Source organism: Jiangella muralis (assembly GCF_001270745.1).
Lineage (GTDB): Bacteria > Actinomycetota > Actinomycetes > Jiangellales > Jiangellaceae > Jiangella > Jiangella muralis.
The window spans coordinates 73,088-97,123 of record NZ_KQ434756.1 but is presented as its reverse complement, the minus strand read 5'-3'; the positions used below and the strand labels follow the sequence as shown (position 1 = coordinate 97,123).

20 protein-coding genes are annotated in these 24,036 nt (G+C 74.2%); 10 read left to right on the top strand and 10 right to left on the bottom strand.

Going from position 1 to position 24,036, the window contains the following annotated elements; all coding sequences use genetic code 11:
- Window positions 1-27 precede the first annotated feature (27 nt).
- Together ACW62_RS12445 and ACW62_RS12440 are read right to left on the bottom strand one after the other, a co-directional pair.
- Window positions 28-645, bottom strand: coding sequence for an RNA polymerase sigma factor (locus tag ACW62_RS12445; RefSeq protein ID WP_053204433.1), 618 nt, complete (start codon window positions 643-645; stop codon window positions 28-30).
- Window positions 646-746: 101 nt separating this feature from the next.
- Window positions 747-3,245, bottom strand: a complete 2,499-nt coding sequence (locus tag ACW62_RS12440) for a LuxR C-terminal-related transcriptional regulator (RefSeq protein WP_053204432.1) — start codon at window positions 3,243-3,245, stop codon at window positions 747-749.
- 194 nt (window positions 3,246-3,439) lie between these two features.
- Between ACW62_RS12440 and ACW62_RS12435 the strand changes: the two genes are divergently transcribed.
- Window positions 3,440-6,205 (top strand): helix-turn-helix transcriptional regulator, encoded by a 2,766-nt coding sequence (locus ACW62_RS12435; protein ID WP_053204431.1) that lies wholly within the window; start codon window positions 3,440-3,442, stop codon window positions 6,203-6,205.
- Window positions 6,206-6,370: 165 nt separating this feature from the next.
- Here ACW62_RS12435 and ACW62_RS12430 read toward each other — a convergent pair whose 3' ends face one another.
- The 3 genes from ACW62_RS12430 to ACW62_RS12420 form a co-directional block, all read right to left on the bottom strand.
- The gene (locus tag ACW62_RS12430) at window positions 6,371-7,120 is read right to left on the bottom strand and encodes an ANTAR domain-containing protein (RefSeq protein WP_169792046.1); all 750 of its coding nucleotides are present in this window, start codon (window positions 7,118-7,120) and stop codon (window positions 6,371-6,373) included.
- A 191-nt stretch (window positions 7,121-7,311) separates the two neighbouring features.
- Complete coding sequence (locus ACW62_RS12425; protein ID WP_053204429.1) at window positions 7,312-7,893, bottom strand: TetR/AcrR family transcriptional regulator; 582 nt, start codon at window positions 7,891-7,893, stop codon at window positions 7,312-7,314.
- A gap of 26 nt (window positions 7,894-7,919) precedes the next feature.
- Window positions 7,920-9,002 (bottom strand): baeRF2 domain-containing protein, encoded by a 1,083-nt coding sequence (locus ACW62_RS12420; RefSeq protein ID WP_053204428.1) that lies wholly within the window; start codon window positions 9,000-9,002, stop codon window positions 7,920-7,922.
- Between the two features lie 90 nt (window positions 9,003-9,092).
- On the opposite strand from ACW62_RS12420, the gene ACW62_RS12415 reads away from it, so the two are divergent.
- Together ACW62_RS12415 and ACW62_RS12410 are read left to right on the top strand one after the other, a co-directional pair.
- Window positions 9,093-9,416 (top strand): hypothetical protein, encoded by a 324-nt coding sequence (locus ACW62_RS12415; protein WP_053204608.1) that lies wholly within the window; start codon window positions 9,093-9,095, stop codon window positions 9,414-9,416.
- A gap of 182 nt (window positions 9,417-9,598) precedes the next feature.
- Window positions 9,599-10,165: a G5 domain-containing protein gene (locus tag ACW62_RS12410; RefSeq protein WP_240477301.1), complete on the top strand. Its 567-nt coding sequence runs from the start codon at window positions 9,599-9,601 to the stop codon at window positions 10,163-10,165.
- Window positions 10,166-10,185: 20 nt separating this feature from the next.
- Here ACW62_RS12410 and ACW62_RS12405 read toward each other — a convergent pair whose 3' ends face one another.
- Window positions 10,186-11,694: an MFS transporter gene (locus ACW62_RS12405; protein ID WP_083459689.1), complete on the bottom strand. Its 1,509-nt coding sequence runs from the start codon at window positions 11,692-11,694 to the stop codon at window positions 10,186-10,188.
- A 153-nt stretch (window positions 11,695-11,847) separates the two neighbouring features.
- Here ACW62_RS12405 and ACW62_RS12400 point away from each other — a divergent pair, with 153 nt between their 5' ends.
- Window positions 11,848-12,726, top strand: coding sequence for a LysR substrate-binding domain-containing protein (locus ACW62_RS12400; protein WP_053204427.1), 879 nt, complete (start codon window positions 11,848-11,850; stop codon window positions 12,724-12,726).
- 80 nt (window positions 12,727-12,806) lie between these two features.
- Here ACW62_RS12400 and ACW62_RS12395 read toward each other — a convergent pair whose 3' ends face one another.
- The 4 genes from ACW62_RS12395 to ACW62_RS12380 are packed head-to-tail and all read right to left on the bottom strand — an operon-like array spanning window position 12,807 to window position 15,414.
- Window positions 12,807-13,607 carry a zinc-binding dehydrogenase gene (locus ACW62_RS12395; RefSeq protein ID WP_157574705.1) on the bottom strand — a complete coding sequence of 267 codons (801 nt, stop codon included), beginning with the start codon at window positions 13,605-13,607 and terminating at the stop codon, window positions 12,807-12,809.
- Window positions 13,604-13,966 (bottom strand): sensory rhodopsin transducer, encoded by a 363-nt coding sequence (locus ACW62_RS12390; protein WP_083459719.1) that lies wholly within the window; start codon window positions 13,964-13,966, stop codon window positions 13,604-13,606. Before ACW62_RS12390 ends, ACW62_RS12395 begins: the two co-directional genes overlap by 4 nt.
- Window positions 13,967-13,979: 13 nt before the next feature.
- On the bottom strand, window positions 13,980-14,753 hold the full coding sequence (locus ACW62_RS12385; RefSeq protein ID WP_053204424.1) for an SDR family NAD(P)-dependent oxidoreductase: 774 nt from the start codon (window positions 14,751-14,753) through the stop codon (window positions 13,980-13,982).
- The gene (locus ACW62_RS12380) at window positions 14,743-15,414 is read right to left on the bottom strand and encodes a GntR family transcriptional regulator (RefSeq protein WP_053204423.1); all 672 of its coding nucleotides are present in this window, start codon (window positions 15,412-15,414) and stop codon (window positions 14,743-14,745) included. The genes ACW62_RS12385 and ACW62_RS12380 overlap by 11 nt, the downstream gene beginning before the upstream one ends.
- A gap of 138 nt (window positions 15,415-15,552) precedes the next feature.
- On the opposite strand from ACW62_RS12380, the gene ACW62_RS12375 reads away from it, so the two are divergent.
- Genes ACW62_RS12375 through ACW62_RS12350 form a run of 6 tightly spaced genes read left to right on the top strand, consistent with a single transcriptional unit; the run spans window position 15,553 to window position 24,036 of the window.
- A complete protein-coding gene (locus ACW62_RS12375) occupies window positions 15,553-16,902 on the top strand; it encodes an ABC transporter substrate-binding protein (RefSeq protein ID WP_053204422.1) in 1,350 nt (449 codons plus the stop codon).
- On the top strand, window positions 16,899-17,870 hold the full coding sequence (locus ACW62_RS12370) for a carbohydrate ABC transporter permease (RefSeq protein ID WP_053204421.1): 972 nt from the start codon (window positions 16,899-16,901) through the stop codon (window positions 17,868-17,870). The genes ACW62_RS12375 and ACW62_RS12370 overlap by 4 nt, the downstream gene beginning before the upstream one ends.
- A gap of 26 nt (window positions 17,871-17,896) precedes the next feature.
- Complete coding sequence (locus tag ACW62_RS12365; RefSeq protein ID WP_205629303.1) at window positions 17,897-18,709, top strand: carbohydrate ABC transporter permease; 813 nt, start codon at window positions 17,897-17,899, stop codon at window positions 18,707-18,709.
- An 8-nt stretch (window positions 18,710-18,717) separates the two neighbouring features.
- Window positions 18,718-21,600, top strand: a complete 2,883-nt coding sequence (locus tag ACW62_RS12360) for a neutral/alkaline non-lysosomal ceramidase N-terminal domain-containing protein (RefSeq protein WP_053204419.1) — start codon at window positions 18,718-18,720, stop codon at window positions 21,598-21,600.
- Window positions 21,587-22,735: a mandelate racemase/muconate lactonizing enzyme family protein gene (locus ACW62_RS12355; protein ID WP_053204418.1), complete on the top strand. Its 1,149-nt coding sequence runs from the start codon at window positions 21,587-21,589 to the stop codon at window positions 22,733-22,735. Before ACW62_RS12360 ends, ACW62_RS12355 begins: the two co-directional genes overlap by 14 nt.
- Entirely contained in the window at window positions 22,732-24,036 is a 1,305-nt protein-coding gene (locus ACW62_RS12350; protein WP_053204417.1) for a DegT/DnrJ/EryC1/StrS family aminotransferase, read from the top strand. Before ACW62_RS12355 ends, ACW62_RS12350 begins: the two co-directional genes overlap by 4 nt.

The window sequence follows — 24,036 nt, the reverse complement described above, 5'->3', positions numbered from 1 at the left end:
CCGGCGGCGTGGCCGGGCGGCGTGCGGTCAGGCGTCGACGATGGGGGCGGCGTGGTAGGCGGCCCGCAGCGCCTTGCGGGCCCGCGTCGCCAGGCTGGAGACGGCGTTGGGGGTCATCGAGAGCCGCGAACCCAGCTCGGACGGCGAGTAGCGCTCGACGTCGACGAGCCAGAGGACGTGGCGCCAGCGGGCGGGCAGGCTGGCCAGCGCCGTCGCCGCCCGGCTCACGTCGCCGGACCCGTCGCCGGGCCCGTTGCCGGGCCCGTTGCAAGACCCGTCGCCCGGCCCGTCGCCGGAGCCGTCGCCGGGCCGGCCGAGCAGCGCGTCCCACGCCGCCGGGTCCTGGACGGCGACGATACGGCCGCGGGCGCTGGAGTGCCGGTAGGCCAGCCGTTTCACCGTCGACAGCACGTAGCCGGGGAACGACGACCGCGGCCCGCGCCCGGCCCGGACGGCGTTCAGCACGAGGCAGAACGTCTCCTGGACCAGGTCGTCCGCCGCGTGCCGGTCACGGACGATGTGCTGGGCCGCTCGGTGCGCCATCGGCGCGGTCTTCTCGTAGAGGATCCCGAAGGCGTCGTCGTCGCCGTCGTGGGCCCGGTCCAGCAGGATCGCGAACTCCTGGTGATCCCACGCATCGGTCATGACGAAGAACCTGGTGGCAGCGGGGTCCCCGGCGCGTCGGCACTCCCCGCAGATCTTGCTAGGGGGATTCACGATGAAGCGACGAACCACCACAAACCGGGTCAGGGGGCGGGCGGCAGGATCGCCAGCGCCCGGGCCACGGTGACGGCCTCGTAGCGGTCGGCCGCGCCGAGCTTGCGGTAGAGCGAGCGAGCCGTCGTCTTCAGCGTGTTGCCGGAGATGTACATCGACTTCGCGATCTCGCTGAGGGTGTCGGGCCCGTCCAGCGACAGCAGCACCTCGGTCTCGCGCTCGGACAGCGCCGGCGCGCCCTCGGTGTTGGCGCGGTGCAGCGCCGCCAGTTCGACCGCCAGCGTGCTCAGCGGCCCGGACGACGGCAGCGGCAACTCGCCGCCCACGATCGCCGTCCGCAGCAACGGCGGCAGCAGCAGCGGCCGCCGGGCGCCGGTCCGCTCGATCAGCGCGAACAGCTGGTCGCCGTCGGCGTGGACGCCGCGTTGCAGGGCGCACTCGACGTGCAGGGCGTGGACGTCGGCGCGGACGGTCAGCGGGACGGCGCCGAGGTCGCCCAGCGCGGCCAGCTCGCGGCCGGCCGCCAGTGGGTCGTCGGCGGCCAGCAGGGCACGGGCCCGCGGGACGGCGAGCAGCGCGGCGTGCCGGGGCGGCGCGACCACGGGCTCGAGCACGTCGGACGCGGCCTTCGGGTCGTCGCGGGCGAGCAGGGCATAGGAGCGGGCGATGGTGGCCAGCAGCCGGTTCAGGGGCAGCCGGTTGGTGGCGTAGTCGTCGCCGGTGAGCAGGTCGGCGTGCCCGGCGGCGGTGCGGTCGCCGGTCAGCAGCGCGAGCACCGACCACGCGAGCGCGAGCCGTCCGGCCGGCGGCACGATGTCGCGGTCGACCCGGCGCTGGGCGCGGTGCAGCCGCTCGGCCACCCCGGCGGTGCGGCCGTGCTCGAGGTCGAGCGTGCCGCGGGTGAGGTGCACGTGGTCGGTGAACTGGTTGTCGGCCCAGCCGTGCCGCCGGGCGATCTCGGACGCCGTCCGCGACTGCCGGGCCGAGCCGGCGAGATCGCCGCGCAGCAGCGAGGTGTACGAGCGCAGCGCCTCGCTGTTGGCCTCGTGCCAGGCGATGCCGTGGTGCCGGGCCTGCGTGGTGGCGTGGCCGAGGATGGTCTCGGCGGCCTCGAGGTCGCCGGTCGCGAGCCGGTTGGCGCCGGTCTGCCAGTCGAAGTAGACGACGCGGTCGAGGTGTTCGCGCAACTGCTCGTCGCCGGCGGCGTCGATCAGCGTGCGCCCCCTGCGCTCGACGGTGACGGAGGCAGCGGCGTCGCCGCGGGCCCGGGCCAGCACCATCTGGAAGCAGCGGATGGTCAGCAGCGTGCCGCTGAGCGTGTGCTGGTCGACCAGCCGGTCGGCCTGCGCGACCCGGCGGGCGAACGCCTCGAGGTCGGGCGGCGGCGCGACCGCGGAGATGGCGGCCAGCAGCAACAGCACGGGGTCGGCGGCCACGACGTCGTCGGGCAGCGTGTTCACGGCCGGCAGCAGGTCGTCGAACTGGCCGCGCGCGACGGCCGGCTCCCAGCTGGCCCGCACCACGCTGCCGGCGGTCGCCTTGTCCAGCGCGGAGTCGACCACCAGCGGCAGCGCGTCGGTGGTCCGGCCGCGGGCGACCAGCAGGCGGACGGCCCGCGTGACGAGGTCCGTGCGCCGCCCGGGCCGCTCGAGGTCCAGCTGCGCCAGCAGGCAGCGGCGCACCGGCAGCGGCAGCCGCCAGTGGCCCTCGTCGGACGCGGGCACCAGCCGCCCGGCCGTGGCCCAGCGGTCGATCAGCGTGGCCGGGTCGTCCGGCGTCGCGCGGTCCGCCAGCAGCAGCGCCAGCACGGTCGCGTCGAACCGGGGCACCGCGGCGGCGTCGGTCAGCAGCGTGCGGTCGGCCGGCGGGAGGTCGCCGAGCACCTCGATGCGGACGAAGCGGTCGATGAGGTCGTGCAGCGTCCGCTCGGACAGCGTGGCGTCCGGCCGCCGCGTGCGCAGCCACGCGACCACCAGCGCCGGCCAGCCGTCCGTCGCCTGGTCCAGCTCGGCGATGTCGTCGGCGCTCAGGGCGACCCGGAACCGAGTGGCCAGCTGCTGCACCTCGGCGCCGTCGAACAGCAGGTCGGGCAGGCCGACGAGGTGGATGGTGCCGTCGAGCAGGCGGTCGGCGGTGACCCACCGGGGCAGGGTCCGGGTGCTCAGCAGCAGCCGGGTGTCGTGGTCGCGCACCGCCCGGAGCGCGGCGCGCACGCCGTCGCCGTCGGGATCGGCGGCGTCGTCGAGCAGGATCGTCGGCGGGTCGGACGCGTCGCCGGTCACCGCATGGGCCAGGATGTCGCCGACGACCGCACCGAGGTCGCCGGCGTCAGGATCGACCCGCGCCACCCGCCCGGCGCCGAGCCGGCGGGCGACGTCGTCGAGCAGCAGCGACTTGCCCAGCCCCGGCGGGCCCTGGACGACGACGATGGGTGCGGCGTCACGCCTGGCCAGCGGCTCGCTGAGGCGGGGTCTGGACAGGACGGGGCGCGGACCCGCTCGTCGGCGGTCGCGATCGGCACCCTGCATCGCACAGCCTCCCCTGGCCTCCACCCGAAGACGATCTTAGTCTCACCCCCTCCTTCACCCCACGTTCCACCCCGTCTCACCCGTCAGCAGTGTCGGCAACTGCCGTCATGGGAGGTGCCGGACCGCGATGCTTGGGGGTGAAGATCGCGTTGGGGGGCCCGGCGATGGGGTTGGTCGCAGGGTGAGGGGATTGGGTGGAGAAGGACGAACACGACCGGTTGATCGGTCGCGACAACGAACAGACCAGGATCCGGGAAGTCCTGCTGAGATTGACGGCCGGCGAGGGGGGCGCGGTCGTCGTGGAGGGCGCCGACGGCGTGGGCAAGAGCGCGCTGGTGCGCACCGTGTCCGACGACGCGCGCGCCGGGCGGCTGGCCGGCCTGGACGAGGTGACGGTGTCGGCGGTGGTGGCCGCCGACTCCGAGCGCGGCTGGCCGTTCTCGGGCCTGCATCTCGTGCTGTCCGCCGTCGTGGGCTCGCTGGAGCCCGAGCAGCAGCGCCAGGCGGCCCGGCTGGTCGACGACCTCACCACGCGGCTGGAGCAGACCGCGTCGGCGTACGAGCTGGCCGTCCAGGTGCAGCCGCTGGTCAGCCGGGTCCGGCGGCCGCTGGTCATCGTCATCGACGACGCGCACCGGCTCGACCCCCAGTCGCTGGAGGTGCTGGGCTTCGTCGCCCGCCGGGTCGGCGCGTCGCCGCTGGTGTTCCTGGTGGTCGCCGACACCGTCGAGCGGGTGCCGCCGTTGCTGGGGCTGCCGCTGATCCGGCTCGGCGAGCTGCCGGCCACTGACGCGACCGAGCTGGTCCGCCGGGCGGCTGGATCACACACCCTGCACAGCGTCGCCGCGCGCATCGCCGCCCGCGTCGGCGGCAACCCACGAGCGCTGCTCGACGTCGTCGGCCGGGTGCCGGACGTGCAGCTGCTCGGCCAGGTCGAGCTGGACCGGCACCTGCCGCACTCGCCGGTGCTGCAGGCGCAGCAGCTGCCCGAGCTCGGCGCGCTCGACGACGACCAGCGGTTCGCGCTGCTGGTGGCGACCGGCAGCGAGGACCACCGGCTGGCCCCGGTGCTGAACGCGCTCGGCTCGCCGGACGCGCCGCACGTCGCCTGGCTGTTCGCCGAGCACCTGAACCGGTCCGACGGCACCTTCACGCTGCAGCGCCCGGCCGTCCGGTCGATCATCTGGCAGGCCGCCACCATGGCCGAGCGCGACGCCGCCCACCAGGCGCTGGCCGCCGCGTACGCCGACTCCGACCCGGGCCGCCAGCTCTGGCACCTGGCCCAGACCCGGCACGACCACGACGACGAGCTGGCGACACGGCTGGAGCGGGTGGCCGCCGAATCGCTGGTCCGCGGCGAGGTGGAACGGTCGCTGGCGTTCGCCCGCGAGGCGGTCCGGCTGACGTCCAAGCCGGGCGAGCGGATCGGGCGGCTGCTGCAGGCCGGCCGGTTCGCCGTCCTCGCCGGGCGGCTGGACGAGGCGGTGCACATCGCCCGCGAGCGGTTCCGGCTCGACACCACGCCCGCGCAGCGGGCCGACTTCGCGCTGCTGGAGGTGCGCGCCCGCAACCTGCTCGACGGCGAGGTGGCCACCGGCCTGGTCAGCCGGCACGTCGAGGAGGTCGCGCCGATCGACCCGACCCGCGCGGCCGCGCTCGACCTCGCCGCCGCGCACGGGCTGGCCGGGCGCATGGAGCAGGCCGAGGCGGCCCGGTTCCTCGCGCTGGCCGAGCGGTTCGTCGACGACTTCGACGCCACCACCCGGGCCGCGCACCTGCGCACGGCCGCGCTGCTGGCGTCGGTCAGCGGCGAGCTGGACCGCGCGGTCGCGCTGGTGGAGTCCGACAGCGGCGGCGCGGCGGACCTGTTCGGCGAGGCCGAGACGAACCTGCTGCACGCGACGGTGCTGGTGCGGGCCGAGCAGTACGGGCAGGCGCGGCGGCTGCTGCGCGCCGTCACCAGCGGGCAGTTCGGCGACTCGCCGCTGCTGCTGCGGGCGGCGCTGGCCGGGCTGGTCCAGCTGGAGTCGCGGGCCGGCCGGTTGCGCGAGGCCGCCGAGGCGGCGGCCGCCTGGGACCGCGTCGACGCCGACAGCGCCCACCGCGCGCTGGTGCCGGCGTACATGGTCCGCGTCAACGCCTACCTGGGCGAGGACGAGGCCGCTTGGGACCGTCGCCGGCAGTCGATCGACGGCTCGCGGCGGCACGGCGACTCGTGGGCGACCGCCGTCATGCAGGCCGAGACCGGGGCGTTCCTGCTGCTGCTCGGCCGGTTCGACGAGGCGATGTCGGTGCTCGACCACGCCCGGCGGCACGCGCTGGAGCACGCCGACCCGTCCATCCTCGCGGTCGAGCCCGACTACATCGAGGCGTGCGTGCGCAGCGGCGAGCTGGGCCGGGCCCGGGTGGCGCTGGCCGAGTTCGAGCTGCGGGCCGGCCGGGTCCCGACGGCGTGGGCGCGGCACACCGTCGCCCGCTGCCGGGCGCTGGCCAGCGAGGGGGAGGAGGCGCTGACGCTGTTCCGCGAGGCGGTCGAGACCGCCACCGACACCGTCTCGCCGGTCGAGCAGGCCCGCACGCTGCTCTGCTTCGGCGAGCGGTTGCGCCGGCTCGGCCGCCGCACCGACGCGCGGTCGTGGCTGCAGCGCACCGTCGTACTGGCCCAGGAGAGCGGCGCCATCGCCCTGGCCGGACGAGCCGGCCAGGAGCTGGGCGCGTCCGGCGGGCCGGTGCCGCCGACGACCCGGCTGGCCGACCTCACCGACGCCGAGCAGCGCATCGCCACGCTGGTCGCCAGCGGACGGCGCAACCGGGAGATCGCGGCCGAACTGTTCGTCTCCGTCCGCACCGTCGAGGCGCACTTGGGTCGCATCTTTCGCAAGCTCGGCATCCGCTCGCGCACCGAGCTGACCGGCATCGTCGTCGCCGGCATCGACGACGACGGCGGCGGGCAGGCGTGACCCGGAAAGATTTCTGCGATCGCCGCGTGCTGATCCGGCCCGCCGGTGCCTCCTCTCTAGTGACGGGTGGGAGGTGCAGGGCCGGCCGGCACATCCGTCCACGGGGGAATCGGCACTCCGCTCCCCGCGAAGCCCCCCTTCCCGGGAGCGGAGTGGCGTCCCCGATCAGCACGTCGGCGGGCGGCTGCCGTTGCCGTCCGGCGCGAGGTCGACGGCGCGGACCAGCACCTGGTGCGCGACCTCACCCAGCGTGAGGCCGGCGGCGTAGGCGCGGGCGCGCAGCAGCGCCAGCGCGTCGTCGGGTGACAAGCCGAGCCGCGCGACCAGGAACCCGGTGGCCTGGTGCACCTCGGCGCGGGCGGCCCAGACCCCGGTGGGCGCGCCGCCCGGGCCGGCGAGGTCCAGCTCGAGGTCGCGGCCGAAGTCGACGTCGCGCAGCAGCGTCACGCCGACGGCCGCGGCCAGGTGCGCCGTCAGGTCGTCCTCCGGCGCCGGATGGCCGGGGCCGGCCCGATACGCCGTCAGCACGCCGAGGACCTCCGCGCCGGCCGGGACCGGGACCGCGACGACGGTGAGCGGGCCGGCCTCGCGCAGCGCCGCCTCGGCGAACAGCGGCCACGCGACCTCCGCGTCGGCGTCGCCGATGCGGCCGACGACCGCGCAGCCGGACCGGTACGCGTCGACGCCGGGGCCCTCGCCGAGAACGTCCTGCAGGTTCTCGACCCGGCCGATGACCTCGTCGGTGACGCAGACGGCCAGCCGCTGCGGCTGCGTGTAGGCGAGCACGAGGGCGACACCGTCGGCGCCGAGGAGCGACCGGCAGGTCTCGCCGAGCCGGTCCGCCAGCGGAGCACCGGAACCGGCGCCGGCGACGGCCTCGGCCAGTCGCGACGTCACCTCGGCTGGTGTGGTCAAGCGGCGCTCCCGGCGGCAGCCGGCGCAGGCGGCCGATCGCCGGTGCACACGCTACTGGATCCACCCGCCGCCGCCGCGGGGTCCGGTCGCGCCCGCGGCGGCCGCACACCCCGGCTGACCTGGAGGTTGTCAGGGCTGCTGGCCCTTGATCGCCGGGGCGGAGTCCAGACCGTACCTGTTCCGGCCGCGGGTCAGCGATGCTGCTCGATCAGGGTGGCGGCCATCGACCTCGCCCGGCGCCCGGCGTCGATGTCGCCCTCGAGCGCGGCGATGATCGAGCCCTTCATGAGGATCTGCCACGACCGCGCGAACTCGTCCGGGTCGCGCAGCCCGGCCTCGGCGGCGCGGCGGCTCACGATCGCGCGCAGGTTGGCCAGGTGCTGGATGCTGGCCTGCCCCAGCGGGTGCGACCGGCCCATCTCCAGCAGCACGGTGATGAACGCGATGCCGTCGAAGTCGTCACCGCGGAACCACTCGTCGAACACGTCGAAGATCGCGAGCAGGCGCTCCTCGGCGGTGTCGCCGCGCCGCTCTGACCCGGCCTCGACCAGGCCGATCGTCCACTCGTGTTCCCGGCGGTCGAGGTAGGCCAGCACGAGGTCGTTCTTGGACGGGAAATGCTTGTAGAAGGTGGCCTTGGCGACATGGGAGCGTTCGATGACCTCGTCGACGCCGACGCCGAGCACGCCTCGGCGGGCGAACAGCCGGTAGCTGGTCGCCAGGATGCGCTCTCTCGCGGAAGGCGTGGCGCCGGCCGTCTCCGGAGCCTGCATGACGCTCGACCATACCCGCACGCCGCTCAGGGGTGCGGGCGGTCCCAGCGCAGCAGTGCGGCGACGCCGTCGTCGGGCAGCAGCGGCGGCGCGGTCAGGACGGCCCCGGCCCCGGTGGCCGCGGCGGCGGCGAGTACCAGCAGGTCGGACCGGACCGCGGGCGCCGCGAGCACGCCGTCGGGCAGCGGCAGGTACGGATGGTCGGCCGGGCGCACCGTGCGTCCGGCCGCTCGCTGCTCGTCGAGGACGACCGTGTCGACGCCGGCCTGGACGGCCATGTCCAGCACCTCGGCCAGCCCGACGGCGACGGCGTACTGGCGGCCGAGGTGCTCCTCCAGCCGGGCCGCGGCGCGCCGCCCTCGCTCGTCCACCGTCCGCTGCACCGCGGCGTCGATCTCGGCCACGAACGCCTCGTTCGCGGGGCCGTCGGCGCGGCTGCCGCGCTCGACCTCGACCACCTGCTCGGCGACGTGCGGTGGCAGGCCCGCGCGGACGTCGTGACGGGCGCGCGGGTCGCCGGCGAGCACGATCAGCGGCGGTTCGGATCCGGCCAGCCGCTCCAGCTCGGCCACGACCGCCCGTGCGTTGAACCGCCACAGCTCGTCGGTCCGGCCCTGCTGGTCCGGCCGCGCCGGTCCGCCGTCCACCATGCTGTCGAGGCCGCCGTCGACGGCGTGCACGACGGCCGGCTCGCGCCCCCAGGCGGCGCTGTGGACGAGGTCGGCCCCGGACTGGTCGGCCAGGACCACCAGCACCGGCACGGCCGTCTCCCGGTAGGCCAGCCACGCCGTCGCGTCGGGCAGCGGGCCCCACGTCAGCACCTCGTGCCCGGCCCACCCCGGCAACGTCTGGTCGACCACCACGCCGTCGCGCCCCGCCACCACGTACCGCGCCGTCTCGCCCGGCGTCCCGGTCGGCTCCAGCAGCCGCTCGACCACCTCCTCCGCGACGTCGTCCGGCGCTCCGGACGCCGCCAGCTCCGTCCGGGCGGCCCGGCCGCGCAGCTCCAGCCGTTGCCGCGCGTGCTCCGTCGTCCGGCTGACGTCGAGCAGGGCGCTGGCGAAGGGTCCGGGATGGTCGAGGATGCGGGTGAGTGGGTCAAGTCGCATCCTCGACCCCTACCCGGCCGGCCGGGTGGCAAACGACGGCGGATGGGTTCGGCCCGGCCGGGGTACGGGCCGAGCACGGAGGTGATCCGGATGCCGAGACAGTGGAGTGACAAACGCGAACGGCAGTACGAGCACATCAAGGAAGGGCTGGAGGAACGCGACTACGGCGAGGACCGCGCCGAGGAGATCGCTGCGCGCACCGTCAACAAGGAGCGTGCGCGATCCGGCGAGTCCCGTCAGAAGAGCCGCTCGTCCACCGAGGACATCTCGTCCGGCCGCCGTGGCGGGCTGCGCTCCGGCAAGGGCGCGGGCGGGCGGACGAAGGCCCAGCTCTACAACGAGGCCAGGGAGAAGGGCATCAAGGGCCGGTCGACGATGACGAAGAAGCAACTGGAGCGGGCGGTCGGCCGCTGACCGAGTCTGCCGGGCCGGTGTCAGAGGGTCACACCGGCCCGGCGTCCTGACTGTTGACGGCGTTGCCCGGCGGGAGTAGCCTCGCGGCTTCTCGATCATGTGCAGGGGGCCGGGGGGCCATGGGTGACGTTGCATCGCGCCTGCGTACGGGCGTTTTCGTTCTTGTTCCGCTCGCGTTGACGGTGGCCGCGTGCGGGTCCGGCGACGACGGGGCGCGGGCGGCGCCGTTCGCGGCCGCGCCGGCCACGGCGACCGCGACGCCGTCGGCGAGCCCGACGCCGGTGGTGACGGCCGAGACGGTGACGCAGACGGAGGAGATCCCGTTCGAGCGGGCCACCGTCGAGGACGCCACGATGGACCTCGGCACGTCCGCCGTCACGACCGCCGGGGTGGTGGGCGTGCGGACGCTCACCTACGAGATCACGCTCACCGACGGCGTCGAGACCGGCCGGGAGCTGACCGGCGACGAGGTCACGACGGCGCCGGTCGACGAGGTGACGTCGATCGGGACGTACGAACCGCCGCGACCTCCCGAACCCGAGGACGAGCCGGAACCCGAGCCGGAACCGGAACCCGAACCGGAACCGGAGGGCTGCGATCCGAACTACTCGGGCTGCGTGCCGATCGACTCCGACGTCGACTGCGCCGGCGGCAGCGGCAACGGGCCGTCCTACACCGGGCAGGTCACCGTCGTGGGCGAGGACATCTACGGCCTCGACGCGGACGACGACGGGGTCGGCTGCGAGTAGCCGGCCCTGTCGTCATCGTGTCAGCGCGGCCGGCCGGGCCGGGTCGACGAGCGGCCGGTGTGCGGATGCGGGCGCGCCGCCCGGCCCGGCACCGCGCCGGGCTGCCGCCGTCGCCGTCGCTCGGCCGGGTGCGTCGGCCGGGACCGGCCGCGCAGGCCCCGGCTGAGCAGGCCCGGCGTCAGCGACACCGCCGCCGGCGGCACCGCGTCGCGCGGGACGACGTACAGCAGGCCACGCCCCGGCCGGTCGCGCAGGATGAGCCGCGTGGTCAGCCGGCTCTTCCGGGCCAGCACCGCGCCGACGACGAGCGCGCCCAGCAGCGGCCCGGCGCCGCACGCGATCATGGCGACGTGCGCGCCGTACTCGTGCGCGATCCAGCCGATCAGCGCGCCGGACCCGGCCTGCGCGCCGAACAGCACGAGGATGTAGAGCGCCATGACCCGGCCGCGCATCGTCCCCGCGACCGCCGTCTGGACCATCGTGTTGCCGCCGGTCAGGTACAGCAGCGACGCCGCGCCGACGCCGACCAGCACGACGCAGAACAGCGGCAGCCAGGCGATGGTCCCGGCCAGCATCTGCAGCAGGCCGAGCACGCCGGCGGTGTAGACGAGGGTGCGCAGCCGCAGGCTCCGTCGCCGGGTCGAGGCGAGCGCACCCGCCACCGCGCCGGCTGCGAGGCACGAGTTGAGCAGGCCGTAGCCGGCCGAGCCGATGTCGAACACGTCGTCGGCGTAGGCGGCGAGGACGGTGGCGAGGTTGATGCCGGTGATCGCGACGAAGCCGACCATGACGACCGACCATAGGATCACCGGCTTGTCGCCGACGTAGCGCAGCCCTTCGCGCAGTTGCCCGCGGCTGCGGGCGATGGCGGGCGCCGCGGACAGCTCCGACGCGCGCATCGCGACCAGCAGCGCGACGGCGGTGATGCCGGCCATCGCGTTGACGACGAACGACCAGCCCTGGCCGACCAGCGCGATGCCGAGCGCGGCCAGTGCCGGGCCGACCAGCGCGCCGAGCTGGAACACCGTCGAGTTGATGCTGATGGCGTTGCGCAGGTGCTGGTGCCCCGCGACCTCCGGGACGAACGCCTGCCGGGCCGGGTTGTCGACGACCGTGGCCACGCCGAGGAAGGCCGCGCTGGCCAGGATGTGCCACGGCTCGATCGCGCCGGTCAGCGTCAGCGTGCCGAGCACGAGTGCCGACAGCGCGAACAGCGACTGCGTGATCATCAGCAGCTTGCGCTTGTCGAACCGGTCGGCGACGACGCCGCCGAACAGCCCGAACACCAGCATCGGGGCGAGCTGCAGGGTGACGGTGAGCCCGACCCACGTGACGTTGCCGGTCAGGCTGAGCATGAGCCAGTCCTGCGCGACACGCTGCATCCAGCCGCACGTGTTGGTCAGGACCTGGGAGATGACGTAGAGGCGGTAGTTGCGGACTCGCAGCGACGCGAAGGTGTCGCGCCAGTGCGGCCGGGTATCTGAGTGGGCTGGTGAGGACGGGTGCAGGACGGCGGGCGCCGGTCTCACGGTGATGTTCCTTGTGATGGTGCGGATGGTGGACGTGCGGCGGTCCCGCCACAGTGGCAGGACCGTGTTCAACGTTAGGTGCTGAACTCTGATTCTTCGAACGAATAAGGGCTATAAATGTCATCAGCAATCTCAATGACTGCGAGGTAGCCCATGTTCGACCCGGTACATCTGCGGACATTCCTGGCCGTGGCGTCGACGCTGAACTTCACTCAGGCGGCGCAGCAGCTGGGCATCAGCCAGCCGAGCGTCAGCCAGCACGTGCGGCGGCTGGAGGAGGCGGCCGGGCGGCAGCTGCTGCTGCGCGACACCCGGGTCGTCACGCTCACCGACAACGGCGAGGCGATGGCCGGCTTCGCCCGCTCGATCCTCGCCGCCCACGACGAGGCGGCCAGCTACTTCACCGGGACGGCGATGCGCGGCCGGCTCCGCTTCGGCGCGGCCGACGACCTCGCGCTGGCCCAGCTGCCCGCCGTCCTGCGGGCGTTCCGGCAGCTGCACCCGCGGATCAACCTGGAGCTGACGGTCACCCAGACGCGCACCCTGATGCGCCGGCTGGAGGCCAACCAGCTCGACCTCGTCTTCATCAAGGAGTTCCCCGACGAGACCGTCGGCCGGGTGGTCCGCCGCGACCGGCTGGTCTGGATCGGGCTGCCCGGCACCCAGGTCCGCCCGGACGAGCCGATCCCGCTGATCACCTACACCGCGCCCTCGGTCAGCCGGGTGACGGCGCTGCGGGTGCTCGCGGAGTCGGGGCGCAGCTGGAAGATCACCTGCAAGACACTGGAGGTGAACGGCGTCCTGGCCGCGGCCCGCGCCGGCATCGGCGTCGCGGTGTTTCCGAGCAGCCTCGTCCCGGCCGACCTGCAGGCGTTGCCGGCGTCGGTGGGGCTGCCCGAGCTGGGCGACATCGACTTCACGCTGCTGTCGAACCCGCGCTCGCCGGTCGAGCCCGTCGAGGCCCTCACGTCGGCGATCCTCGGCCAGCCGTTCCCCGCCCGCCCAGCGCCCCCGCCCGCCGCCGGGGGGTGAGTGCTCGTGGTGTGTTGACACCAGCGCCAACAGTTGGCCGTGGTGTCACCACGCCCGAAAGGAAGTCCCGGCCCGCGTGGTCACCAGGTGATGGCGGCCTTGACGAAGCCGGGCTCCTTGCCGACGAGGGCGGCGAAGGCGGCGTCCACCTCGGCCAGCCCGAACCGGTGCGTGACCAGCGCGCCGACGTCGATGCGGCCGGACGCCACGAGGTCGATGCCGCGCCGGACGCTGTCACGCAGGCGGGCGCGGTCGCGGACGTGGGCGTTGACGACGTCGATGGCCTTCCAGTTCCACGCGTGCAGGTCGACGGTGCGGGGGCCCTGGTGGTAGCCCATGATCGACAGCACGCCGTGCGGGCGCACCAGCCGCGTCGCGAGGTCCAGGCCCGCCGCCGTGCCGGACCCCTCGACTACCACGTCGAAGGCGTCGTCGGAGGGCGGGCCGGAGGCCTCGCCTGGCGCCAGCGCCGCGTCGGCGCCGTGGATCAGGGCCTGCTCGCGCGCGTCCGGCCGCGGGTCGATCGCCACCACCTGACGCGTTCCCGCGTGCCGCAGCAGCTGCAGCAGCACCAGCCCCATGAACCCGGTCCCGACGACGGCGACCCGGTCGCCGGTGTCCAGCCGGGTCCGGCGCAGCGCCTCGACGACGCAGCCGAGCGGCTCGCCGAGCGCCTCGCCGGGCTCCACGCCGGGCGGCACGACGACGAGGTCGCGGACGTCGGCGACCGGCCCCGCCGTCCACTCCGCCACCTCGCTGGCGCACACGCCGCTGACCAGCATCCGCAGCAGCACCTCGCCGTACCCCGGCTCGGCCAGCTCGACCTCGTGCAGCGCGGACGTCCGCGGCCCGGTCAGCACACTCCGTCGCGTCGTGCTCATCGCGCCGGGTACGCGATGGTCGACATCAGCGCGTTCGCCGCCTGCCGCGAGTCCAGCCGGGTGTGCTGCACCACGACCGGCACGTCGCTCTCCAGCACGACGCTGTAGTCGACGCCGGCCGGCACGCCGAGCGGGCCGAGCTGCTGGTGGAACGCCCGCCGAGCCGGGACGGGCAGGACGTGCGGCCCGACCGGCTCGCGATCGGCGAAGTACACCCACAGCTCGACGGTCGCGTCGGCCGGGCCGGTGTTGAGGATGCAGACACTCTCGTGACTGGCCAGCGCGGGGTCGTCGCCGCTGCTGCCCGGCGGGATGTACCCGTCGGCGACCACCCACACCGTCGAACCGATCGACGACACCACGGAGTCCTCCTCAGAAGTCGTTGGCGCTCTTCGCCATCAGGCCGCCGTCGCAGACCAGGTGCGACCCGGTCACGTACGACGACTCGCCGGACAGCAGCCACAGCACCGCCGCGGCCACCTCGTCCGGCCGGCCCAGCCGCCCGAGCGGCACCTGGGTCGCGGCCGCCGCGCGGATGCGGTCGAGGTCCGCCCCGCCGGTCGTCAGCATCGCGGTGTCGGTCGCTCCGGGCACGACGGCGTTGACGCGGATGCCGTGCGGCGCGTAGTCCAGCGCCGCCGACCGGACGAACGCCGACACGCCGCCCTTCGACGCGGCGTAGGCGCTGTTGCCGCCGCCGGAGTGTCCGACGAACGCGGCCGGCGACGACGTGCAGACGACCGAGCCGCCGCGGCCGGCCTCGACCAGCCGGCGCAGCGCCTCGCGGCAGGTCAGGAACACGCCGACCAGGTTGACGGCGACGACGCGCTCCCACGACGACGCGTCGAACGAGTGCAGTGGCGCGTTGGTCTCGATGCCCGCGTTGGCGAAGACCGCGCCCGGGTCGCCGACCGCGTCCGCCACCACGGAGAACGCCGCGGCCACGGACGACTCCGACGACACGTCGCACTCCACGGCCACCGCCCCCGCCGCCCCGGCCGACAGCGCCGCCGCGACCACCGACGACGCGGCAGCGCCGTCGACGTCCAGCGCCGCCACCCGCGCACCCCGCGCGGCCGCGGCCAGCAGCACCGCCCGCCCGATGCCGGACCCGGCCCCGGTGACGGCGACCGTCTCAGCCCACATCGTCGCCCGCCCCGGGAGGCGTCAGGTGGATGTGGATGTGCCGCTCGACGGCGTCCAGCACGACGTCGAGGTCGCCGGCGCGCAGGACGTCGAGCAGCTCCTGGTGCTGCCGGGCGACGTCGGCGGGGTCGGCGTGCGCCGGCGCGTCGCGGCGGAAGTACGCGCGCACCCGCGGCTGGATGGTCTTCCACATCTGCAGGCAGTGGCGTTGCTCGGACCGGGTGATGACCAGCTCGTGGAACCGGATGTCGAGGTCGGCCAGCCGCTCCGCCTCGCCGGCCCCGGCCGCCACCAGCATGTCGTCGACCAGTCCCTGCAAGGCGTCGAGGTCGGCGTCGGTCAGCTTCTCCAGCGCCTTGCCGAACGCGAACCGTTCCAGCGTGATGCGGATCGGCACCAGCACCTGCTCGACCTCGTCCTGCGAGACGCCGAGCACTTCGCTGCCGCGGTACGGGTAGGACGCGATCAGCCCTTCCTGCTCGAGCTGGCGCAGTGCCTCGCGGACGGGCGCCCTGCTGGTGCCCAGTTCGGCGGCGAGGTCGAGCTCGACCAGCCGGTCGCCGGGCTTGAGCCGGCCGCTGGTGATCGCCTCGCGCAGGATCTCGGCGACGTGCTCGCGCCGCGACAGGCTCGGGACCCGTCGCAAGCCCAGCCCACTCATAAGGCCCTCCGACCATCGATGGCGTGCATGGCGATGATCCTAGTGCATATGAGCGACTGTCGACAATCGGCCGTCGACCCTGCTACGGTCCCGCTCTACGAAATCCACCGGTCATCCCGACGAACCGAGGAGCCGACCATGAACCTGCGTCACCGTGCGGCCGCGCTGGTCGCGGCGGGTGCCGTCGCCACCGCGCTGGCCGCGTGCAGCAGCAGCGAGTCCGCCCGCCCGGAGGAATCGGCGGCCGACGACGCCGCGCTCGCCGCCGCCGAGGAGGCCGCGCTCGCGGCCGCCGGCGGTGAGGAACTCGGCGGCAGCGTGACGATGCTCGGCGTGCTGGGCGGCGAGGAGCTCGACGCGTTCCTCAGCGTCGTCGCGCCGTTCGAGGACGCCACCGGCATCGAGGTGCGCTACGAGGGCACCCGCGACTTCGCCGCCGTCCTGCAGACCCGCATCGACGGCGGCAACCCGCCCGACGTCGTCGCCACACCGGCCATCGGCGAGATGGCGGCACTGGCCGAGCAGGGAGCGCTCGTCGACCTCCGGACCGTGGTCGACGACGCGGTGCTCACCGCGAACTACCCGGCCAGCATGCTCGAGACCGGGACCGCCGGCGGTGAGCTGTTCGGCCTGTACAACACCATCAACCTGGGCGGGCTGATCTGGTACGACCCGCAGCGCTACGACGGCCCCACCGACCCGGCCAGCTGGGACGAGCTGCAGGCCTGGGCCGCCGAAAAGGCGAGCGAGGGCGAGGCGCCGTGGTGCGTCGGCCTGGAGAGCGGCGCCGCCAGCGGCTGGCCGGCCGCCGACTTCATCGACGAGATCCTGCTCCGCCAGGCCGGTCCGGAGTTCCACCGAGCCTGGCGCGAGGGCACCGAGCCGTGGACATCGCCGCAGGTCAAGGCGGCCTATGAGACGTACGGCGAGATGATCGCCGACGGCATGGTCTACGGCGGGACGACGACCGTGCTCAGCACCGACTTCTCCCAGGCGGCCAACCCGATGTTCGCGCCGGAGCCGGGCTGCTATCTGCTCCAGCAGGCGACCTTCATGGGCGGCATCATCGCCGACGCGTTCCCCGACCTGGAGCCGGGCGAGGACCTGGACTTCTTCCCCGCGCCGGACTTCAGCCCGGAGCATCCGGGCATCTCCTCCTTCTCCGGCGAGATCCTCGGCCAGATCACCGACTCGCCGCAGGCCGCCGCGCTGACCCGCTACCTCGCCTCCACCGAGGCCGGGACGCTGATCGCCGCGACCGGCCGCTGGCTCTCGCCGAACGTGACGGTCGCCGCCGACGCCTACGAGGACCCGTTCCTGCGCCGCGCCCACGAGGTGCTGACCTCGGCCGAGGCGACGTACCCGCTGGGCAACTCGCTGATGCCGCAGTCGGAGGTGGACGCGTTCTGGCAGTCCGGGCTGGCGTTCGCCCAGAACCCGGGCGACCTGGACGCGATCCTGCAGGGCATCGAGGACGCCCGGGGATGATCGCCGATCGCATCGTCCTCACGCTGGCGGCGACGGCCGTGATCCTCGTCGGCGGCTGGGCCTACCTGCGCCTCGGCGACCGCGCGCTGGCGGCGCTGCCACGCGGCGGGTACCGGCGGCTGGCGCCGTGGCTGTTCGCCGGGCCGGCGGTCGCGATGGTGCTGCTGGCGCTGGCGTTCCCGGCCGTCGTCACCGTCGGGTGGAGCTTCGTCGACGACGGCGGCGGCTTCGCGGGCCTCGCGAACTACGCGCAGACGCTGTCCGACGAGGTCACCCGCATCGCGCTGCGCAACACCGTGCTCTGGGTGGTGTTGCTGCCGACGCTCGCCGTACTGGTCGGCCTCGCCATCGCCGTCCTGGCCGAGCGGGTCCGGTACAGCGCGCTGGTCAAGGCCGCGCTGTTCCTGCCGATCGCGATCTCGGCCGTCGCGGCCGGGGTGATCTGGAGCTTCATGTACGACTACCAGCCGCCCGGCGCGGCGCAGACCGCCACCCTGAACGCCGTCGTGACGGCGCTGGGCGGCGAGCCGGTCGCGTGGATCGTCGACACCGCGACGAACAACTACGCGCTGATCGGCGCGACGCTGTGGACGCAGGCCGGGTTCGCGATGGTGATCTTCGACGCCGCGCTGCGCTCGGTGCCGGGGGAGCTGCTGGAGGCGGCCCGGCTGGACGGCGCGTCCGAGTGGGCGGCGTTCCGGCACGTCACGCTGCCGTTCCTGGTGCCGACGGTGGTGGTCGTGGCGACGACGATGACGGTGACCGCGCTGAAGGCGTTCGACATCGTCTACGTGATGACCAACGGCAACTACGGCACCGACGTGCTGTCGACGGTCATGTACCGGGCGCTGTTCACGGCCAAGGACAACGGACTGGCCGGCGCCGTCGCGACGATCCTCATGCTCACCGTCGTGCCGATCATGATCGTCAACGTGCGGCAGTTCCGCCGCGAGACCGGGGCCGCGTGATGGCGGCGGCGCTACGGCGGATTCCCGTGCACGTCGTGCTGATCGGCGTCGCGCTGATCTGGGCGGTCCCGCTGCTCGGGCTGGTGGTCAGCGCGTTCCGGCCGTCGTGGGCGGTGCTGTCGTCGGGGTGGTGGGAGTCGTTCGCGCTGCCCGGCGACTACACGCTGGAGAACTACCAGCGGGTGCTGGACCGCGACGGCATGGCGCTGAGCCTGTTCAACAGCCTCGCGGTGGTGGTTCCGGCGACGGTGCTGACGGTGGCGATCGGGGCGGCCGCGGCGTACGCGCTGGCCGGGATGCGGTTCCGGCTGCGCAGCGCGGTGCTGCTGACGATCGTCGCGCTGATCATCGTGCCGATCCAGATCACGCTGGTGCCGCTGCTGCGGGTGTTCAACACGCTGGACCTCACCGGCAGCTTCCTCGGCATCTGGCTGGTGCACCTCGGCTTCGGGCTGCCGTTCGCGGTGTACCTGCTGCACAACTTCTTCGCCGCGATCCCGCGCGAGCTGTTCGAGGCGGCCGAGATGGACGGCGCCAGCCGCAGCCAGGTCTTCTTCTCCATCGTGCTGCCGGTGGCCCGGCCGGCGCTCGCGGCGCTGGCCATCTTCGACTTCGTGTGGACGTGGAACGACCTGCTGGTCGCGCTGATCTTCCTCGGCGGCTTCCGCGACGTCGCGCCGATGACCGTCGCGGTGTCGGGGCTGGTCGCCTCGCGTGGCGACGGCTGGGAGATCCTCACGTCCGCCGCCGTGCTCTCCGTGCTGGTGCCGATGGCCGTGTTCGTCGCGCTGCAACGGCACTTCGTCCGCGGCCTGCTGGCCGGTGTCTCGAAAGGATGACCTGACCCATGACGTTGCGGATCGGCTTCGGCCGGACGGACCTCACCCCGCCGCTGGGCGTCGAACTGGCCGGCTTCGGCCCGTTCCTGCGCCGCCGGGCCACGTCGGTGCACGCGCCGCTGTACGCGCGGGCCGTCGCGGTGGCCGGTGCGGACGGCGGCCGCTGGGTGCTGGTGAGCTGCGACCTGCTGGGCGTGTCGGCGTCCATCGTCGACGAGGTCGTGGCGCGGGTGGCGGACGCGACCGGCTGGCGGCCGGACGAGATCGTCGTCCACGCCACCCACAACCACTCCGGCCCGGGCACCGTCGAGAACGTCGGCTGGGGCGCGCCGGACGAGTTGTACGTCGCGCGGCTGCCCGCGCTGATCGCGGCGGCCTGCGCCGACGCGGTCGCCGCGCTGGCCCCGGCGACGGTGCGGCACGCCGTCGTCCCGCTGGACGGGTTCGCGCACAACCGGATGCTGCCCCGGCGCGGCCTGACGAACGCGCGGGCGCTGGACGGCAGCTGGACCGAGCCGGACCCGTCGCTGCTCGACGAGGGCGTGCACGTGCTGCGGGTCGACCACGACGGCGCGCTGGCCGGGTTCGTCGCGTCGTACTCGTGCCATCCGGTGATCTGCTGTGAGTCGACGTCGGCGGTGCACGGCGACTTCCCGGGCGAGGCGCTGCGGCTGGTCGAGGCGGCGCACCCCGGCGCGACCGGGGTGTTCCTGCAGGGCGCGCTCGGCGACCTCAACCCGCTGTACGCGCACGGCCCGGCGGACGAGTCGATGATCGCGCTGGAGCTGTTCGCCGGCCGGTTCGCCGACGCCGTCACCGCCGGGCTGGCCTCGGCCGCCCCGCTGACGGGCGACGCCGTCGCCGTCGTCAAACAGGAGATCCCGTACGAGCTCGCGCCGTACGACCTCGACGAGCTGCGCAGACGCCGCGACGACGGCGACGACGTCGCGTACCTGTCGCTGCGGCGGACCGTGGCCGCGCTGGAGGACGGCCGCGACGTGCGCCGTCCGCTCTGGGTGCACGCGCTGCGGCTGGGCCCGCTGACGCTGCTCGGCTACAACGTCGAGGTCTTCCACGGCATCAAGCGGCGGTTGCGCGAGGCACTGGGCGAGCACTGCCTGGTGCTGTCGACGACCAACGGCTGGCTGGGCTACGCGCCGACGCACGACGCGTACGAGCCGCCGGCCGACCCGTACCCCGCGTACGAGGTGCCGCTCATCGCCTGTCACCTGCCGTTCCGGCTGGACATCGAGGACGACCTCGTGGCGGCCGGGGTGCGGGCGGCCGGGCGGCTCGGAGCCGACCCGCAGTGGTGGCGCGGCGCCGTCGTCTACGAGTGCCACCTGCCCAGCTTCCGCGACGGGTCCGGCGACGGGATCGGCGACCTGGAGGGTCTGATCGAGGGCCTGGACTACCTGCGCGACCTCGGCGTCGACGCCGTCTGGACCGGGCCGTTCTACCGGTCGCCGCTGCTCGACCAGGGCTTCGACGTGGCCGACTACCTCGACGTCGAGCCGGTGTTCGGGACGCTGGCGACGTTCGACCGGTTGCTCGCCGCCGCCCACGAGCGGGGCATCCGGGTCATCGTCGACTACATCCCGAACCACACGTCCGACCAGCACCCGTGGTTCGTCGCGTCGCGCTCGTCGCGGGACGACCCGAAGCGGGACTGGTATGTCTGGCGTGACCAGCCGAACAACTGGACCAGCGAGGCCGGCGGGTCGGTGTGGGAGTACGACGCGGCGACCGGGCAGTACTACCTGCACTCGCACCTCGTCGAGCAGCCGGACCTGAACTGGCGGAACCCCGAGGTCCGCAAGGCGCTGCTGGACGTGCTGCGGTTCTGGCTGGACCGGGGCGCGGACGGCGTGCGGATCGACGTCGCGCACATGCTGATGAAGGACCCCGAGTTCCGCGACAACCCCGAGGCGCCCGGCGGCCACCACAACGAGTTCGACCTGCAGCATCCCGACTTCGGCAGCCAGCTGCACGTGCACGACCGGCGGCACCCGGACACGTTCGCCGCGCTGGCCGAGATCCGCGCCGTCGCCGATGAGTACGCGGGCCGCGTCACCATCGCGGAGATCGAGGCGATGCCATGGGCGGACTGGGCCGAGTACTACGCCGCGGGCATGCACCTGCCGTTCCCGTTCCGGCTGCTGGAGACGCACTGGCGGGCCGACCTGCTGCGCTCGGAGCTGGACGGGCTGTACGCGGCGCTGCCGGACGGCGCCTGGCCGATCGTCGCGCTGGGCAACCACGACCGCACCCGGCTGGCCACCCGGCTCGGCGGGCCGCAGGCGCGAGTCGCCGCCGTCCTGCTGCTCACACTGGCCGCCACCCCGTGCCTGCTCTACGCCGACGAGCTCGGCCTGACCGACCAGCCGGTGCCGGTCGAGCGGCAGCGCGACTACTTCGCCCGCACCCACGGCGGCGTCAGCCGGGACCCGTCACGCACCCCGATGCCGTGGACCGGCGGCGGCAACGGCGGCTTCTCCTCCGCTGCCGAGGAGGACCTGTGGCTGCCGGTGTCGCACGACGTCGCCGGGCTGAACGTGGACGCGCAGCTGCGCGACCCGGCGTCGATGCTGCGGCTGTACCGGGCGCTGACCCGGCTGCGGCACGCGTCACCGGCGCTGCGGCGCGGGTCGATCGCGTTCGCCGGCGGCACCGAGTCGGTGCTCGCCTACACCCGCGCCGCGGGCAGCGACCGGAAGCTCGTCCTGCTCAACCTGACCGACCGGCCCGTGACGGTGCCGGTGTCCGCCGACGGGCGGGTGCTGGTGTCGACGACCGGCGCGACGCCGCGGCGGGTGGCGGCGGGGGAGCTCGGCCTGGCCGCCGACGAGGCGGTCGTCATCGACGTGGAGAGGGACCATGCGGATCACTGACATCAAGGCGGCCGGGCTGCGCGGCGCGACCCCGAAGGGCGGCTGGGCACGTGAGCTGAACCCCGGCGACAACGTCCACACGCTGGTCGCCGTGCACACCGACCAGGGCGTCGTCGGCATCGGCAGCGTGTTCTCCAGCGAGGCGCTGGTCCGGGCGGCGCTGGACCAGCTGCGCCCGCTCGCCGTCGGCGCCGACCCGCGCGAGCCGGACCGCGTCAGCCAGATCCTGCACGAGCACACGTTCTGGCTGGGCCGGGGCGGCGCCGTCACGCACGCCATCAGCGGCATCGACATCGCGCTGTGGGACATCCTCGGCCAGGTCGCCGGGCTGCCGGTGAGCACGCTGCTCGGCGGGCGGTACCGCGAGCGGGTCCGGCCCTACGCGTCGGTGCTGATGGACGACCCGCCGGTGCTGAAGGACGACCTCGCCCGGCTGGCGGCGCTCGGATTCACCGCGTTCAAGATCGGCTGGGGCTCGTTCGGCCGGGCGAGCGACGCGGTCGACGAGGAGATCGTGCGGGCCGCCCGCGAGACCGTCGGGCCGGACGCGCTGCTGGCCGTCGACGCCGGCGGGTCGGACGCGTTCTGGTCGCGCGGGCTGTCCTGGGCGGTGCGGACGACGGACATGCTGGCCGGCTACGACGTCGCGTGGTTCGAGGAGGCGCTGCGCCCGGACGACGTCGACGGGTTCGTCGCGCTGCGGGAGCGTTCCCGCGTCCCGATCTCCGGCGGCGAGGTGCTGACCCGGCGGCAGGACTTCCACCGCTTCCTCACCGCGGGCGCGTTCGACATCGTCCAGCCCGACACCACCAAGGGCGGCGGGCTGTCGGAGTCGCGCCGGGTGGCCTGGCTGGCCGGCGAGTTCGGGGTCGCGTTCATCCCGCACGGCTGGAACACCGCCGTCGGGCTGGCCGCCGACCTGCACCTGGCGGCGGCGCTGCCCGGCACCGAGCTGGTGGAGTACAAGACCGGGTCGGCCTACATCGACGAGCTGGCCGCGGGCGGCTTCGCGCTGGACGCCGACGGCCTGCTGCCGGTGCCGTCGGCGCCGGGGCTGGGGCTGCGGCTGGATCCGGACGCGCTGGAGCGGTACGCGCCCGGGCACGACCTCCTCACGCCGGCGGCCGGCCGATGACCGCCGTCGCGCTGCCCGCCGTGCTGGGCGGCGACCCCGTCATCACCGCGGCGACCGACCCGGCCTGGCCGGAGGTGGGCGGCGTCGAGTCGGCGATCCTCGCCGAGATCACCGACGGCGGGCAGTGGGTCGGCTACGCGAACCACCCGGCGAAGTGGCGGGCGGTGCTCGAGCAGGTCGTCGCCGACACCACCGGGTACCGCTACGGCGTCGGCCAGCCCAACGGGACGCTGGCGATCGCGAGCGGGTTGCGGGCGCAGCTGTTCGCCCGGGGCTCGTCGTGGGCGGAGGGGCGTGACCAGGTGCTGGTCGCCGACCTCACGCACGCGTCCGCGCACCACGGCGTGACGCTCGGGGTGGCGGCGCAGCTGGGACGGGCACCGCGGCTGGTGCCGGTCCCGGCCAAGCTGGACGCGACGATGGACGAGGACGTGGTGGCGTCGTACCTCGCCTCGCACGCCGAGCGCGTGCTGGCCGTCGTGCCCGCGACGATGTACGGCAACTTCGGCGCGATCGACCGGTTCGCCGCCCTGGGCCGCGAGCACGACGTCGTCGTCCACCATGACAACGCGCTGGGCGGCGCGGCCCGGTACGACGGCGCGGGCGCGCCGACGGCGTCGCTGTCCGGGCAGGGCGGCGGCAAGGCGGCACCGTCCTGCGAGGGCGGGTTGACGCTGACCGACGACCCCGAGCTGGCGGCGCTGCTGCGCGCCGACACCGACTGCGGCACCGGGCCCGGCCGGCTGGACCCGATCCCGTACGCCGAAGTCGGACCCATGATGGCCGGCAACCAGCGCATGGGCGAGCAACCGGCGGCGCTGCTGCTGGTGCAGTGGCTGCGGGCGCTGCACGCACGGCTGGTGATGCGCGAGAACCGCCGCCTGATCCGCTCGCTCGTCGCCGATCCCCGCCTGTTCCCCGAGCCGGTGCTGTGGAACCCGCCGCCGGACGCCGAGTATCCGCCGTTCTTCGCGCTGTACCTGTCCTGCACCGAGGCGCTGGAGTCGTCGCTCGGGCTGACGCCGAAGGACCTGCGCGTGACGCTGGCCGCGGAGGGCGTGTGGGCCGAGGCCGGCTTCACACCGACGCACCTGGACCCGGCGTGGCGGCAGTGGGCGGCCGGGCTGGACCTGCCCTACGAGCAGTCGGCGCGAGTCGTCGAGCGGGCGGTGTTCGTGCACACGAAGTTCCTGCGCGACCCCCGGTTCCCGGACGTGCTCGGCGAGATCCTGCGCCGGGTCGTCGCGCACCGGGACCGGCTGCGCGGCATCGGGGAGGGGCGGCCGGAACCGGTGTGGTGA